The organism is Geodermatophilus dictyosporus, from assembly GCF_900115505.1.
GTDB lineage: Bacteria > Actinomycetota > Actinomycetes > Mycobacteriales > Geodermatophilaceae > Geodermatophilus > Geodermatophilus dictyosporus.
On record NZ_FOWQ01000001.1, the window covers coordinates 723,737 to 736,880 of the forward strand.

The window sequence follows — 13,144 nt, forward strand, 5'->3', positions numbered from 1 at the left end:
TTCTTCAAATGTGTTCCACGCCACCGCGGCGTGCGGAAGGACGAAGGGGTCAGACATGCGGCGTACGGGGCGAGCAGCTCTCTCGGTGCTGTGCAGCAGCGCGGTGCTGCTGACGGCCACTGCCTGTGGCGGTGGTGGCAGCAGCGCCTCGGGAGGCGACGACAACACGATCACCTGGTGGCACAACTCGAACAACGAGCCGGGCAAGGGCTACTACGAGCAGGTGGCGGCGGACTTCGAGGCCGCCAACCCGGGCGTGACCGTCGAGGTCGTCGCCATGGCGCACGAGGACATGGTCGACAAGCTCGAGGCCGCCTTCCAGAGCGGCGACGTGCCGGACGTCTACATGGAGCGCGGCGGCGGTGAGCTCGCCGACCACGTGGAGGCCGGCCTCGTCCGCGACCTGTCCGAGGACGCGTCGGAGGAGATCGACAAGATCGGCGGCTCGGTGGCCGGCTGGCAGGTCGAGGACCAGACCTACGCGCTGCCGTTCTCCGTCGGCGTCGTCGGCTTCTGGTACAACACCGAGCTCTTCCAGCAGGCGGGCATCACCGCACCGCCGGCCACGATGGAGGAGCTGACCGCCGCCATCGAGACGCTGAAGGGCGCCGGCATCACGCCGATCTCGCTGGGTGCGGGCGACAAGTGGCCCGCCGCGCACTACTGGTACTACGCGGCGGTGCGCGCCTGCTCCGAGGACGTGCTGACCGACGCGGTCACCAGCCTCGACTTCACCGACCCGTGCTTCGTCCAGGCGGGTGAGGAGGTCCAGACGGTGATCGACACCGAGCCCTTCAACCCCGGCTTCCTGACGACGCCGGCGCAGGAGGGCGCCACGTCGGCCTCCGGCCTGCTGGCGACCGGGCAGGTCGCCATGGAGCTGACCGGCCACTGGGAGCCCGGCGTCATGCAGGGCCTCACCGAGGACGGCCAGGGTCTCGGCGCCAAGACCGGCTGGTTCCCGTTCCCGGCGGTCGAGGGCGGCGAGGGTGACCCCCAGGCCCAGCTCGGTGGCGGCGACGCGTGGGCCGTCGCGCAGGAGGCCCCCGACGCGGCGGTCGACCTGGTGAAGTACCTGCTCTCCGACGAGGTGCAGACGGGCTTCGCCGAGAACGACATGGGTCTGCCGACGAACCCCGCCGCCGCGGGCGCGGTCTCCGACCCGGCGCTCGCCCAGCTGCTCGAGGTCCGCGACGCGGCGCCGTACGTCCAGCTGTACTTCGACACCGCGTTCGGGGCGTCCGTCGGTGGTGCGATGAACGACGCGATCGCGCTGCAGTTCGCGGGCGAGGCGACACCGCAGGACATCGTGGACCAGACCCAGCAGGCCGCCGACCAGGAGCAGTGATCCGACGATGACCTCCCAGGGTGCCGTGACGGCGGCGGACCCGGGGGCAGCGGTCACCCGGCGCGCGGACGCGCGCCGGGTGACCGGCCGTTCCGCTCGCGGGACGGGCCGCCCCGGTCGTGACAGGACCCGGCAGCGCCTGGAGATCCTCTTCTTCGTGGCGCCGGCCCTGACGCTGATGGCCCTCTTCGTCGTCTACCCGGTCTTCTCCGCAGCCCGGATGTCGTTCTACCGCTGGAAGGGCTTCGGCCCCATGGTGGACTTCGTCGGCCTGCAGAACTACGTCCGCGTGCTGGCCGACGACGTCTTCACCGATGCCGTGGTGCACAACTTCGTCATCGTCTTCGCCTCGATCCTCGTGCAGCTGCCGCTGGGGCTTGCGCTTGCCCTGCTGCTCAACCGCCGCATCAGGGGGCGGGGGCTGCTGCGGACGATCATCTTCGTCCCGTACGTCCTCGCCGAGGTGATCGCCGGCGTCGTGTGGTTCCAGCTGCTCCAGCCCCGGTCCGGCCTCCTCGAGACCATGCTGACGTCGGTGGGGTTCCCGGTCCCCGAGCAGGGCTTCCTCGGCACCCCCGACCTGGCCCTGGCCACGGTCTTCGTGGTGCTCACCTGGAAGTACCTCGGCCTGGCCGTGCTGCTCTTCCTCGCCGGGCTGCAGGGGGTCCCCGACGAGCTGCACGAGGCCGCGCAGCTCGACGGCGCATCGTGGTGGCAGGTCCAGCGCCGCATCGCGGTCCCGCTGCTCGCGCCCACCATCCGGACCTGGTGCTTCCTGTCCATGATCGGCTCGCTGCAGCTGTTCGACATGGTCTGGATCCTGACCGGCGGCGGGCCGGCGAACGCGACGACCACGATGGCGACCTACCTCGTCAGCCAGGGCACGCAGCGGAGCAACTTCGGGATCGCCGGCGCCGCGTCGGTCGTGCTGTTCCTGATCGGCTTCGCCATGGCCGTCGCGTACCAGTTCCTGGTGCTGCGGCGCGACACGAAGGCGGACGCGTGAACCCGGTGGAGAAGACACCCGAGAGGAGGGCCCGCTGATGGCGCGACGGGCGACGACGTACGGGCGGGGCGGCCCGCTGGTCTACCTGGTGGCGCTCGCGGTGGTGGCGCTCACGCTCGGGCCGGTGCTCTACGGCGCGGTCGGCGGCTTCCGCAGCAACGAGCAGCTGGCGCGCGACCCCGCCGGGCTCCCCGACCCGTGGCTGCTGCGGAACTACGGGGGCGTCCTCGGCAACCCGGAGTTCTGGCGCTACGCGCTGAACTCGACGGTGGTCGCCCTCATCACCACGGTCGTGGCGGTGCTCGCGGGCGTGATGGCCGCCTACCCCCTGGCGCGCTACCAGTTCCGGTTCCGGGAGCCGCTGTTCCTGGTGTTCGTCCTGGGGCTGCTCTTCCCGGCGGCCGTGGCGATCGTGCCGCTGTTCATCCTCGTGACCCGCGACCTGCAGCTCGGCAACACCTGGTGGGGGATCGCCCTGCCGCAGGCGGCGTTCGCGCTGCCGACGACGGTGGTGATCCTGCGGCCCTTCCTGATGGCGCTGCCGAAGGAGGTCGAGGAGGCGGCCATGATCGACGGCGCCTCCCGGATCGGCATCTTCTGGCGGATGGCGCTCCCCCTGTCGATGCCCGGGTTGGTCACGGTCGGCGTCCTCGCCTTCGTCGCGTCCTGGAACGCCTACCTGCTCCCGCTGCTGCTGCTCCAGGGGGACATGCGCACCCTCCCGCTGGGCGTGGCCGACTACTCGACCGAGCACTCGGCCGACACCGCGGGGGTGCTGGCGTTCACCACCATCGCGATGATCCCGGCGCTCGTGCTGTTCCTCGCCATGCAGCGGCGCATCGTCGGCGGGCTCCAGGGGGCGGTGAAGGGCTGAACCGGGCCCACCCTCCCCGGAGCCGCCGGCGTCCTGGACAGCGCAGCCCCCTCCTCTGGCAGGGTGACCACCGGGGGCCCGACCGAGAAGAGGACCCATGGAACCCGATCCCCTGAGGGACCACGTCGTCGGCCCGGGCCCCGTCGTGGGAACGGACGACGGGACCCCCGACGGGCACCTCCCGCTGCCGTCCCCCCGCGGCCGGGTGACGATGCAGCAGGTGGCCGCGGAGGCCGGCGTCTCGATCTCCACCGTGTCGAAGGTCCTCAACGCGCGGTACGGCGTGTCCACCGCGACCGTCGACCACGTGACCCGGGTCATCGAGCGGCTCGGCTACGAGGCGAGCCTCGTCGCGCGGAGCCTGCGCAACCGCCGCACCAACGTCGTCGGCGTGCTCGTCATGGACTTCGAGCCCTTCAGCACCGAGGTCCTCAAGGGGGTGTCCGACGGGATCCACGGCTCCGGCTACGAGCTGATCGCCTACTCCGCCGGCGGGCACGTCGAGGCCCGGGTGGGCTGGGAGCGCCGCTCGCTGAGCCGGTTGATGGGGAGCCTGGTCGACGGCGCCGTGCTCGTCACCCCGACCGTGACCGACGTGCAGGCCGACGGACCGGTGGTCGCGGTCGATCCGCACACCGGTCCCGCGGGACTGCCCTCGGTCGCCGCCGACAACCTGCAGGGCGCCCGGCTCGGCGTCGAGCACCTCATCGGGCTGGGGCACACCCGCATCGGCATGATCACGGGACGCTCGGACCTGCTGTCCGCGCAGCAGCGGCACCAGGGCTACTGCGAGGCGCTCGTCGCCGCGGGGCTGCCCGTGGACGGGGCCCTGGTGCGGTCCGGCGGCTTCGACCCGGAGATCGCGCGAGAGGCGGCCCGCGAGCTGCTCTCGCACCCGTCCCCGCCGACGGCGGTCTTCGCGGCGAACGACCTCTCGGCGCTGGCGACGCTGGAGGTCGCGACCGAGCTCGGCCTGGACGTGCCGCGTCAGCTCTCGGTCGTGGGCTTCGACGACATCCCGGAGTCCGCGCTCGCCGATCCCCCGCTGACCACGGTGCAGCAGCCGATCCGGCAGATGGGCAGGGAGGCCGCGCAGATGCTCCTGGCCCTCATCTCCGGCGAGGAACTCCCCCACCGGCACCGCACGCTGACGACCTCCTTCCGCCCGCGGGCGTCCACCGCCCCTCCGGGGCAGGCGTCCTGACCGGTCCGGGGTCGCCCCTCAGAGCCCGACGAGCTCCTCGAGCGCCCCGACCTCCTGGCGGGTCAGCCGCCGGATCGAGCCGCTGCGCATCCGCTGGAGGGAGACCGGGCCGACCGCGGTGCGGGTCAGCCGGGACACCGGCAGGCCGACGGCGGCCAGCAGCCGGCGCACGATGTGCTTGCGGCCCTCGTGCAGCACGACCTCGACCACCGACTGCCCGGCGTGGGTGTCGACCACCCGGAACGAGTCGACCTTCACCGGGCCGTCCTCGAGCTCGATGCCCCCGCGCAGCCTCCGGTGCACCTCGCGCGACACCGAGCCCGACACCTGCGCGAGGTAGGTCTTCTTCACCCCGTAGGACGGGTGGGCCAGCCGGTGGGCGAGCTCGCCGTCGTTGGTGACCAGCAGCAGGCCCTCGGTGTCCTGGTCGAGGCGGCCCACGTGCACCAGCCCGGGCGCGAGGTCGCCGACCATGTCGCCGATCGTGGGCCGGTCGCGGTCGTCGCTCATCGCGGTGAGCACACCCGGGGGCTTGTTGAGCGCGTAGGTGACGCGGTCGTCGCGCAGCTCGATCCGTGCCCCGTCGACGGCGATCTTGTCCGTCGCCGGGTCGACCCGCATGCCCTGCACCGTGACGGTCCGCCCGTTCACGCTGATCCGGCCGCGGTCGATCATGTCCTCGCAGACGCGGCGGGAGCCGACGCCGGCGCGGGCGAGCACCTTCTGCAGCCGCTCCCCCTGGCGGTCCTCGGGGTCGGCGGTGGGCTCGCGGTCGCCCGGGTGGGCCGGCGCGAGCTCCATGTCCTCCGACCAGCCCTCACCGCCGGGGGTGCCGGGGAGCTCGTCGGGGTGCGCTGCGGTGTCCATCCCCTCCAGTCTCCCACCCGGCGGTCGGCCACCGGACGGCGCCGACGGCGGGGCGCTCAGCCCTCCGCGGTCTCGCGCGCGACGGCGGCGGCATCGGGCAGCAGCGGCGCGAGCGGGGGCAGCTCGTCGAGGCTCTCCAGCCCCAGCCGCTCGAGGAACAGCGTCGTGGTGCCGTAGAGGCCGCCGCCGCTGTCGGGGTCGGTGCCCACCTCGGCCACCAGGCCGCGCGCCAGCAGGGTCCGCATGACGCCGTCGACGCCGACCCCGCGGATCGCCGACACCCGCGCGCGGGTCACCGGCTGCCGGTAGGCGATGACGGCCAGGGTCTCCAGCGCCGCCTGCGTCAGCCGGCTGCGCTGCCCCTCGGCCAGGTGCCGCTCGACGACCGGCGCGAACTCCTCGCGGGTGTAGAGCCGCCAGCCCTCCCCCACCCGGCGCAGCGTCACGCCCGACCGGCGGGCGTCGTGCTCGGCGGCGAGGTCGGCCAGCGCGGCGCGCACCCGGGACGGCGCCACGCGCAGCGCGCCGGCCAGCGTCGCCTCGTCCACCGGCCCGTCGGCGACGAACAGCAGCGCCTCCAGCCCGCCGCGCAGCTCGACCGGGTCGAGGTCGGCCTCCGGCTCGGGCTCGGGCAGCGGGAAGAGCGCGGCTTGCGGCTCGTCGGGCGGCGGCTCGTCGGGCAGCGGCGGCGGCTCGGCCTCGACCGCGGCCGGGCGCTCGGCCACCCGCGCGGCGAGCTCGGCGGCGACGGCGTCCCAGACGGCCGGGTCGGCGTCGGCACGGCCGGCGGACTCCTCCCGCGTGGCCGCCAGCTCGGCGGCCAGCGCCTCCCAGCTGATCGGCGCCCGCTCGGGCGCGGGCTCCTGCGAGCCGGTCACGACGCGGCCCGCTGTCCGGGGGCGCCGTCCCGGGTGCCCGCCCCGCCGAGGTCGCCGACGGCGGCGACGGTGGCCGGGCCGGTCCACCGCACGTGCAGCTCCCCCAGCGGCGTCTCCTGGGTGAAGGTGACCCGCTGCTGCCGGTAGAGCTCGAGGAGCGCGAGGAAGCGGGCGACGACCTCCAGCGTCGAGGAGCAGTCGCCGGTCAGCGCCCGGAAGGTGAGCGTGCCGGCGCCGAAGAGGGCCCCGCGCAGCGTCAGCAGCTGCTCGGCGACGCTGACCGGCGGCGCGTGCAGGTGCCGGACGCCGACCGTCGGCGGCTCCTTGGGCGCCAGTGCCCGCGCCGCCAGCGCGGCGAAGCGCTCGGGCGTCACGCCCAGCAGCACCTCGGGCAGCAGCCCGGCGAAGCGCGGCTCCAGCGGCGCCTCCCGCGGGTGGCGACCGGCGGCGACCGTCTCCCGCTCGCGCAGGACCGCCGCGGCCTGCTTGTAGGCGCGGTACTGCAGCAGCCGGGCGAAGAGCAGGTCGCGGGCCTCGAGCAGCTCGAGGTCCTCCTCGTCCTCGACCTCGGCGGCCGGCAGCAGCCGGGCGGCCTTGAGGTCGAGCAGCGTGGAGGCGACGACGAGGAACTCGCTGGCCTGGTCGAGGTCGAGCTCGTCGCCGAGCGCCCGCAGGTGGGCGATGAACTCGTCGGTGACCACTGACAGCGCGATCTCGGTGACGTCGAGCTGGTGGCGGCCGATGAGCTGCAGCAGCAGGTCGAACGGGCCCTCGAAGTTGGTGAGCCGGACGGTGAAGCGGGCCGACGGCGCGCCGTCGGCGACACGCTCCGCCGTCGCCACCGCCCGTCCGTCACCGCTCACGGACCGCAAGGCTACGTCCGACCCCCGACAGATCCCGGCATCCGCGCGCGGACGGCGGGCCCTAGCCGCGGAGGCGGCGGGCCCTAGCCGCGGAGGCGGCGGACCAGCACCGAGGACTCGCCGTGGTCGGCCAGGTCGGCGAGCAGGACGGCGACCGCCTCGCGCACGATGCGGCCGCGGTCGGCGGCCACGCCGTGTTCGGCGCGCAGCGACAGCCGCGCGCTCTCCAGCGCGAGCAGCTCCTCGGCGGAGACGTAGACGGTGATCTTCTCGTCGTGCCGCTGCCGCGCACCACCGGCCGGACGGGCCGCCTTGCCGCGGGTGCGCGCACCGGGGGCCGACGGCGCGGGGACGGCGGGCGCCCGGAAGGCCGCCAGCGGGTCGGCCGACGCGCCGCCGGGCACCAGCGTCAGGCCGGTGCCGGTCGGCGGCTCCTCCGCCGGCTCGGGCTCGGCCGGACGGCGGGCCGCACCGCGCAGCGCCGGCGACCGGCTGGCCGCGGCCAGGTCGGGCAGCTCGGTGACCTCGGCACCGGCGGGCGCGTCGGTGCGCCGGAACAGCTCGGCGGCGCCCGGGAGCACGGGACGGCGCGTCACGCGACCTCCTCGCTGGTACTCGTCGCACGCGCTCCGCAGCGTCCGCCCGTCGTCGGTGAGCTCGCGAGCTCGCTCACAGCGACATGACCTCCTTGGCCAGGTCGCGGTAGGCGGCCGCGCCCGAGGAGGTCGGCGCCCAGGTGGTGATGGGCTGGCCGGCGACGGTGGTCTCCGGGAAGCGCACGGTGCGCTGGATGACGGTCCGGAAGACGGTGTCGCCGAAGGCCTCGACCACGCGGCTGAACACCTCCCGGCAGTGCACGGTCCGGGAGTCGTACATCGTGGCGAGGATGCCGTCGATCTCCAGCGACGGGTTGAGCCGCTCCTTGACCTTGTCGATCGTGTCGACGAGCAGCGCCACCCCGCGCAGCGAGAAGAACTCGCACTCCAGCGGGATGACCACGCCGTCGGCCGCGGTGAGCGCGTTGACGGTGAGCAGGCCCAGCGAGGGCTGGCAGTCGATGAGGACGTAGTCGTACTCGTCGCGGACGTCGGCGAGCGCGCGCAGCAGCGTCTGCTCGCGGGCGACCTCGCTCACCAGCTGCACCTCGGCGGCGGACAGGTCGATGTTGCTGGGCACCAGGTCCAGGCCGGGCACGTCGGTGCCCACGCGGACGTCGGCCAGCGTCGTCCGCCGCTCCATGAGCGCGTTGTAGATGGTGCGGTCGAGCTGCTGGGCCGGGACGCCCAGACCGACCGACAGCGCTCCCTGCGGGTCGAGGTCGACCAGCAGCACGCGGCGGCCGTACTCCACCAGCGAGGCGCCCAGGTTGATCGTCGACGTCGTCTTGCCGACGCCGCCCTTCTGGTTGCACATCGCGATGACCCGCGCCGGGCCGTGCCGCTCGAGGGGCGGGGGCTCCGGGAGCCGGCGCTGCCGCGCACGGGCCGGGTCCAGCTTCGAGGCGGCGGCCCCCATCTCGGTGCCGCTCTCGGCCGGGAGCGCGAGGGCCTGGCCGGCCGCGTCCCCTCGGATCGCCATGAGTCGCCCTTCCTCCGGTGCCCCTGCCGGCGGTGCCGGCGCGAGCAGCGTCCTGTCCGCTCGGGTCGGCACCGACGGTAGGGAGACCGTGACGGATAGGCCGGGAGGACACGCCGGTGCTGGCGAGTGTTGCCCGTGGGACGGGCCGGTCGCGCCGTAAGTATGGGCAACAGCTGCCAGTCCGACGGGCGTCCCGTCGTCAGCTGAGGGCGCGCGGGTGGCTGCTGGCGTAGACCTCGCGCAGCTTGTCCACGGTCACCAGCGTGTACACCTGCGTGGTGGTCACCGACGCGTGGCCGAGCAGCTCCTGGACCACGCGGACGTCGGCGCCGCCGTCGAGCAGGTGGGTGGCGAAGGAGTGCCGCAGGGTGTGCGGGGAGACCGCACCTGCCGGCTCCCCACCCGCCCGCTCCGCCGCCGTCCGCAGGATCGCCCAGGCGCTCTGCCGCGACAGCGGCCCGCCGCGGGCGTTGAGGAACAGCCGCCCGCCGCGGACACCGCCCCTCCCGGCCGCGGCGAGGGCGGGGCGGGCGCGCACCAGGTACTCCTCGACGGCGCGCAGCGCGTAGCTGCCCACCGGCACGATCCGCTGCTTGCCGCCCTTGCCGGCCAGCCGCACCACCGCCTGGCCGCGGTCGAGGTCGTCGACGGCCAGGCCCACGGCCTCGGAGATGCGCGCGCCGGTGCCGTAGAGGACCTCCAGCAGCGCCCGGTCGCGCAGTCCCCGCGGGCCCTCGAGCGACCCCGCGGCCTCGATGAGCGCGACCACCTGCTCGACCGGGATCGCCTTGGGCAGCCGCCGCGCCGGCGCCGGCGGGCGGACCTCGGCGGCGACGTCGTCGGGCACCAGCCCGTCGAGCAGCGCGAACCGGTGCAGCCCGCGGACGGCGACCACCGCCCGCGCCGCCGAGGGAGCCGACAGCGGCGGGTGCTCGTCGTCCCCGGCGCGCAGCGCGGCCAGGAACCCCGAGACGTCGCTCTCGGCCACCTCCGCCAGCCCCCGGACGCCGGCGTCGGCGAGGAACCGCGTGTAGCGGCGCAGGTCGCGGCGGTAGGAGGTGATGGTGTTGGCGGCCAGGCCGCGCTCGACGGCGAGGTGGTCGAGGTAGCCGGTCACGACCCGCTCGACGGTCGTCCCGGGACCGGAGGACAGGGTGGCGGTCAGGACAGCAGCTCCTCCCACGGCACGGCGTCCATCCCGTGCGCCTCCGCCACCTCGGGCAGCACCACGTGCCCGCCGACGACGTTGACCCCGTGGGCCAGGGCCGGGTCGGCGGCGACCGCGGCCCGCGTCCCCTGGTTGGCCAGGGCCATGACGTAGGGCAGCGTCACGTTGGTCAGGGCGTGCGTGGAGGTGTTCGGGACGGCGCCGGGCATGTTCGCCACGCAGTAGAACACCGACTCGTGCACGCGGAAGGTCGGCTCGTCGTGTGTCGTGGGCCGGGTGTCCTCGAAGCAGCCGCCCTGGTCGACGGCGATGTCCACCAGCACCGAGCCGGGCTTCATCCGCTTGACCAGGTCGTTGCTCACCAGCGTGGGGGCCTTGGCGCCGGGCACCAGCACCGCGCCGATCACCAGGTCGGCATCGAGCACCGCCCGCTCGAGCTCGTAGGCGTTGGAGGCCACCGTCTGCAGGTGCCCCTGGTAGATGCGGTCGGCGGCGCGCAGCTTGTCGATGTCCCGGTCGAGGACGACGACCTCGGCCTGCATGCCCAGCGCGATGGCCGCGGCGTTCATCCCCGACACCCCGGCGCCGATGACGACGACCTTGGCCGCGTAGACGCCCGACACGCCGCCCAGCAGCACCCCCCGGCCGCCGTGCGCCCGCTCCAGGCTGTGCGCGCCGACCTGGGGCGCCATCCGCCCGGCGACCTCGCTCATCGGCGCCAGCAGCGGCAGCGCCCCGCCGGCCGTCTGCACGGTCTCGTAGGCGATGGCGGTGGTGCCCGAGGCGACCAGTGCCTCGGTGCAGGGCCGTGAGGCGGCCAGGTGCAGGTAGGTGAACAGCGTCTGCCCGGAGCGCAGCCGCCCGTACTCCTCCTCGACCGGCTCCTTGACCTTGAGCAGCAGGTCGGCGTCGGCCCACACGTCGTCGGCGGACCCGACGATCCGCGCGCCGGCGGCCACGTAGTCGCCGTCGGGGATGGAGCTGCCCTCCCCCGCGTCCCGCTCGACGAGCACCGTGTGCCCGGCCCGGGTCAGCTCCGTGACCCCGGCCGGGGTCAGCGCCACCCGGTACTCCCTGTTCTTGACCTCTCGGGGCACCCCGACGTGCATCGATCCCGCTCCCGTCTCCGCGGCCGGGCCGAGGTCGTCGGCGCCGCACCGGTCGTCCGGCTCCCGGGTGAGGGAGCCCACACCGGGACCCTAGCCAGCTCCCGCGCTGCCGCACCCCGGCGGAGCGCCGACGATGGCCGGGTCGTCCCCCAGGAGGAGGAAGCACCTCATGCGCCTGTACGCCGCCCGTCCCGACCGGCGCCTCGGTCAGGTCCTCGCCGACGTCGGCGCGCTGGCGTGGCTCGTGCTGTGGGTGGCGGTGGCCCGGGTGGTGCACGGGGCGGTGCTGGTGCTCGCCGAGCCGGGGCGGGCGGTGGAGGACCTGGGCACCTCCGTCGCCGACAGCATGGGCTCGGCGGCGTCGGCCGCGGAGGACGTGCCGGTGGTCGGTGACGAGCTGTCCACGCCGTTCGACGCCCTCGGCGACGCCGCCGGGTCGGTCAGCGGCGCCGGGCAGGCCGCGCAGGACGCCGTCGGCACGCTGGCCACGGTGCTCGCGGTCGTGCTGGTGGTGCTGCCGGTCGGGTGGCTGCTGTCGCGGTGGCTGCCGTGGCGGCTGCGCTGGGTGCGGGAGGCCTCGGCGGTGTCGCGGATGTCGGGCGGCCCGTCGGACCTCGAGCTGCTGGCCGCGCGCGCCGTCGCCACCGCCCCCCTCCCGCGGCTGGCCGCGCTGCCGCCGGGCACCGGCGCGGCCTGGCGGGCCGGTGACCCCGCGGCGGTGCGCGCGCTGGCCGCGCTGGAGGCCGGCCGGCTGGGGTTGCGGCTGCCCGAGCCGGGCCCGGGCGCCACGGCGCCGTCGCGCTCGGGTTGAGCCGGGCGCCGTCCGTGCCGATGTCCTGCTGCGCGGCGGGAGGTGGGGATGGGACGGACGAGACGCGGCACGGCGCGGCGACCGGTCCGGCGCGGGCCGGCGGCCAGCGGCGTGGCCGGGCGGGCGCTGGTGGCGACGGCGGTCGGGCTGGTGGTGCTCTCCGGGCCGGCCACCGAGGTCGCCGCGCAGGTCACCGCCTCCTGGGTGCCGTTCCGCAACGCGGGCACCGCCGACGGCCCGAGGCCGGCGCCGGTGGTCGGGTCGCCGCGAGCGTCCACCGGCGTGCCCGACCCGGTGGTCGACACCCCGGTGCTCGCCCTCCCCGCGCCGCGCCGGCTCGACGTCGAGCTGCCCACGCCGCTGGTGCCCCGCGGGCAGCCGCTGGAGACCACGCCACCGCCGGCGCAGTGCGGCGGGTACGGCGGCCTCCGGCAGGTCCCCCCGGGCGTGGTGCCCGGACCGGGGTCGGCCACGGTGAGCTGGCAGGCCGACGGCCGGGGGGACGTGCAGGGCTACCGGGTGACGGCGGTCAGCCAGCAGCTGGTGTCGGGGCCGCAGCCGCCTCCGCCGGAGGTGACCGTCGGCCAGCGCGGCGACTGCGGTGAGGTGACCGCGACCCTGGGCGGGCTGACCGGCGGCGTCCCCTACGTCTTCTGGCTCGAGGAGCTCGTCCTCGACGCCGACACCGGCGTCACCGAGTACGAGCAGGTCGGCTGGTCCAGCCCCGTCGTCATCGGCTGAGAAAGGACCCTCTCGCCCCCCACCGCTCGCGAGCTCGCGGCGGGCCCCTGCGAGAGGGCCGAGATGAGGTCGCCTCCCGCGCGGGGACGGCGGTCCGTCAGGTCGCGTCGACGGGGCGCAGCCGGGTGCCGGCGGCGCGGTGCTGGGCGGCGGCGAGCAACCCGATGACGGCGGCGGCGTTGCGGATCGCGCCGTCGAACACCCGCTGCACCGCGTCGGCCAGCGGCACCAGCTCCACGGTCATGTCGAGCTCCTCGTGCTCGACGGTGAAGCCCTCGGGCCGGTCGACGTCGGACAGGCCCTCGGCGAGGTAGACCAGCACCAGCTCGTCGCAGAAGCCGGGCGTGGAGAACGTCGTGGTGAGCAGCGACCAGCGCTCGGCGGCCATGCGCACCTCCTCGGCCAGCTCCCGCTTCGCCGTCTCCAGCGGCGGCTCGCCGTCGGCGTCGCGCAGGCCCGCGGGCAGCTCCCACAGGTAGCCGCCCACCGGGTGCCGGTACTGCTGGAGCAGGACGACCTTCCCGTCGTCGTCGACCGCCACGACGGCGACCGCGCCCGGGTGGCGGACCACCTCGCGCACGCTGTCCCCACCGCCGGGCATGGCCACGGTGTCGCGGACCAGGGTGATGACCCGGCCGTCGTAGACCGTCTCGGTGCCCAGCACCCGGTAGTCGCCCGCGGCGGCCGGCTCGCTCAC

Annotated in this window: 14 protein-coding genes; 6 read left to right on the forward strand and 8 right to left on the reverse strand. The window is 75.0% G+C overall.

Annotated elements, in window-relative coordinates; all coding sequences use genetic code 11:
- The first annotated feature begins 85 nt into the window (after positions 1 to 85).
- The 4 genes from BMZ33_RS03350 (at position 86) to BMZ33_RS03365 (ending at position 4,432) form a co-directional block, all read left to right on the forward strand.
- The gene (locus BMZ33_RS03350) at positions 86 to 1,348 is read left to right on the forward strand and encodes an extracellular solute-binding protein (RefSeq protein ID WP_169063829.1); all 1,263 of its coding nucleotides are present in this window, start codon (positions 86 to 88) and stop codon (positions 1,346 to 1,348) included.
- Between the two features lie 157 nt (positions 1,349 to 1,505).
- A complete protein-coding gene (locus tag BMZ33_RS03355) occupies positions 1,506 to 2,354 on the forward strand; it encodes a carbohydrate ABC transporter permease (RefSeq protein ID WP_169063830.1) in 849 nt (282 codons plus the stop codon).
- Positions 2,355 to 2,391: 37 nt separating this feature from the next.
- Entirely contained in the window at positions 2,392 to 3,228 is an 837-nt protein-coding gene (locus BMZ33_RS03360) for a carbohydrate ABC transporter permease (RefSeq protein ID WP_091107691.1), read from the forward strand.
- A 97-nt stretch (positions 3,229 to 3,325) separates the two neighbouring features.
- Positions 3,326 to 4,432 carry a LacI family DNA-binding transcriptional regulator gene (locus tag BMZ33_RS03365; RefSeq protein ID WP_169063831.1) on the forward strand — a complete coding sequence of 369 codons (1,107 nt, stop codon included), beginning with the start codon at positions 3,326 to 3,328 and terminating at the stop codon, positions 4,430 to 4,432.
- An 18-nt stretch (positions 4,433 to 4,450) separates the two neighbouring features.
- Here BMZ33_RS03365 and BMZ33_RS03370 read toward each other — a convergent pair whose 3' ends face one another.
- The 7 genes from BMZ33_RS03370 to ald form a co-directional block, all read right to left on the reverse strand.
- Positions 4,451 to 5,299 carry a pseudouridine synthase gene (locus tag BMZ33_RS03370; protein WP_091107694.1) on the reverse strand — a complete coding sequence of 283 codons (849 nt, stop codon included), beginning with the start codon at positions 5,297 to 5,299 and terminating at the stop codon, positions 4,451 to 4,453.
- 56 nt (positions 5,300 to 5,355) lie between these two features.
- Positions 5,356 to 6,177 carry an SMC-Scp complex subunit ScpB gene (scpB, locus tag BMZ33_RS03375; protein WP_091107696.1) on the reverse strand — a complete coding sequence of 274 codons (822 nt, stop codon included), beginning with the start codon at positions 6,175 to 6,177 and terminating at the stop codon, positions 5,356 to 5,358.
- A complete protein-coding gene (locus BMZ33_RS03380) occupies positions 6,174 to 7,040 on the reverse strand; it encodes a segregation and condensation protein A (RefSeq protein ID WP_091107698.1) in 867 nt (288 codons plus the stop codon). The genes scpB and BMZ33_RS03380 overlap by 4 nt, the downstream gene beginning before the upstream one ends.
- Positions 7,041 to 7,123: 83 nt before the next feature.
- On the reverse strand, positions 7,124 to 7,636 hold the full coding sequence (locus BMZ33_RS03385) for a hypothetical protein (RefSeq protein WP_091107700.1): 513 nt from the start codon (positions 7,634 to 7,636) through the stop codon (positions 7,124 to 7,126).
- Positions 7,637 to 7,709: 73 nt separating this feature from the next.
- Positions 7,710 to 8,618, reverse strand: coding sequence for a ParA family protein (locus BMZ33_RS03390; protein ID WP_091107702.1), 909 nt, complete (start codon positions 8,616 to 8,618; stop codon positions 7,710 to 7,712).
- A 199-nt stretch (positions 8,619 to 8,817) separates the two neighbouring features.
- Positions 8,818 to 9,801: a site-specific tyrosine recombinase XerD gene (locus BMZ33_RS03395; protein WP_169063832.1), complete on the reverse strand. Its 984-nt coding sequence runs from the start codon at positions 9,799 to 9,801 to the stop codon at positions 8,818 to 8,820.
- Complete coding sequence (gene ald / locus BMZ33_RS03400) at positions 9,780 to 10,976, reverse strand: alanine dehydrogenase (protein ID WP_169063833.1); 1,197 nt, start codon at positions 10,974 to 10,976, stop codon at positions 9,780 to 9,782. The genes BMZ33_RS03395 and ald overlap by 22 nt, the downstream gene beginning before the upstream one ends.
- A gap of 88 nt (positions 10,977 to 11,064) precedes the next feature.
- On the opposite strand from ald, the gene BMZ33_RS03405 reads away from it, so the two are divergent.
- The gene (locus tag BMZ33_RS03405) at positions 11,065 to 11,706 is read left to right on the forward strand and encodes a hypothetical protein (protein ID WP_091107704.1); all 642 of its coding nucleotides are present in this window, start codon (positions 11,065 to 11,067) and stop codon (positions 11,704 to 11,706) included.
- 48 nt (positions 11,707 to 11,754) lie between these two features.
- Positions 11,755 to 12,447, forward strand: coding sequence for a fibronectin type III domain-containing protein (locus BMZ33_RS03410; protein WP_136697184.1), 693 nt, complete (start codon positions 11,755 to 11,757; stop codon positions 12,445 to 12,447).
- Between the two features lie 97 nt (positions 12,448 to 12,544).
- Here BMZ33_RS03410 and BMZ33_RS03415 read toward each other — a convergent pair whose 3' ends face one another.
- Complete coding sequence (locus BMZ33_RS03415) at positions 12,545 to 13,144, reverse strand: NUDIX domain-containing protein (RefSeq protein WP_091107708.1); 600 nt, start codon at positions 13,142 to 13,144, stop codon at positions 12,545 to 12,547.

What these genes read in the sequence shown, in the direction of transcription:
- BMZ33_RS03365 (WP_169063831.1), top strand. Translation starts at nt 3,326, where the DNA reads ATGGAACCCGATCCCCTGAGGGACCACGTCGTCGGCCCGGGCCCCGTC.
- BMZ33_RS03360 (WP_091107691.1), top strand. Translation starts at nt 2,392, where the DNA reads ATGGCGCGACGGGCGACGACGTACGGGCGGGGCGGCCCGCTGGTCTAC.
- BMZ33_RS03405 (WP_091107704.1), top strand. Translation starts at nt 11,065, where the DNA reads ATGCGCCTGTACGCCGCCCGTCCCGACCGGCGCCTCGGTCAGGTCCTC.
- BMZ33_RS03410 (WP_136697184.1), top strand. Translation starts at nt 11,755, where the DNA reads ATGGGACGGACGAGACGCGGCACGGCGCGGCGACCGGTCCGGCGCGGG.
- BMZ33_RS03370 (WP_091107694.1), bottom strand. Translation starts at nt 5,299, where the DNA reads ATGGACACCGCAGCGCACCCCGACGAGCTCCCCGGCACCCCCGGCGGT.
- BMZ33_RS03390 (WP_091107702.1), bottom strand. Translation starts at nt 8,618, where the DNA reads ATGGCGATCCGAGGGGACGCGGCCGGCCAGGCCCTCGCGCTCCCGGCC.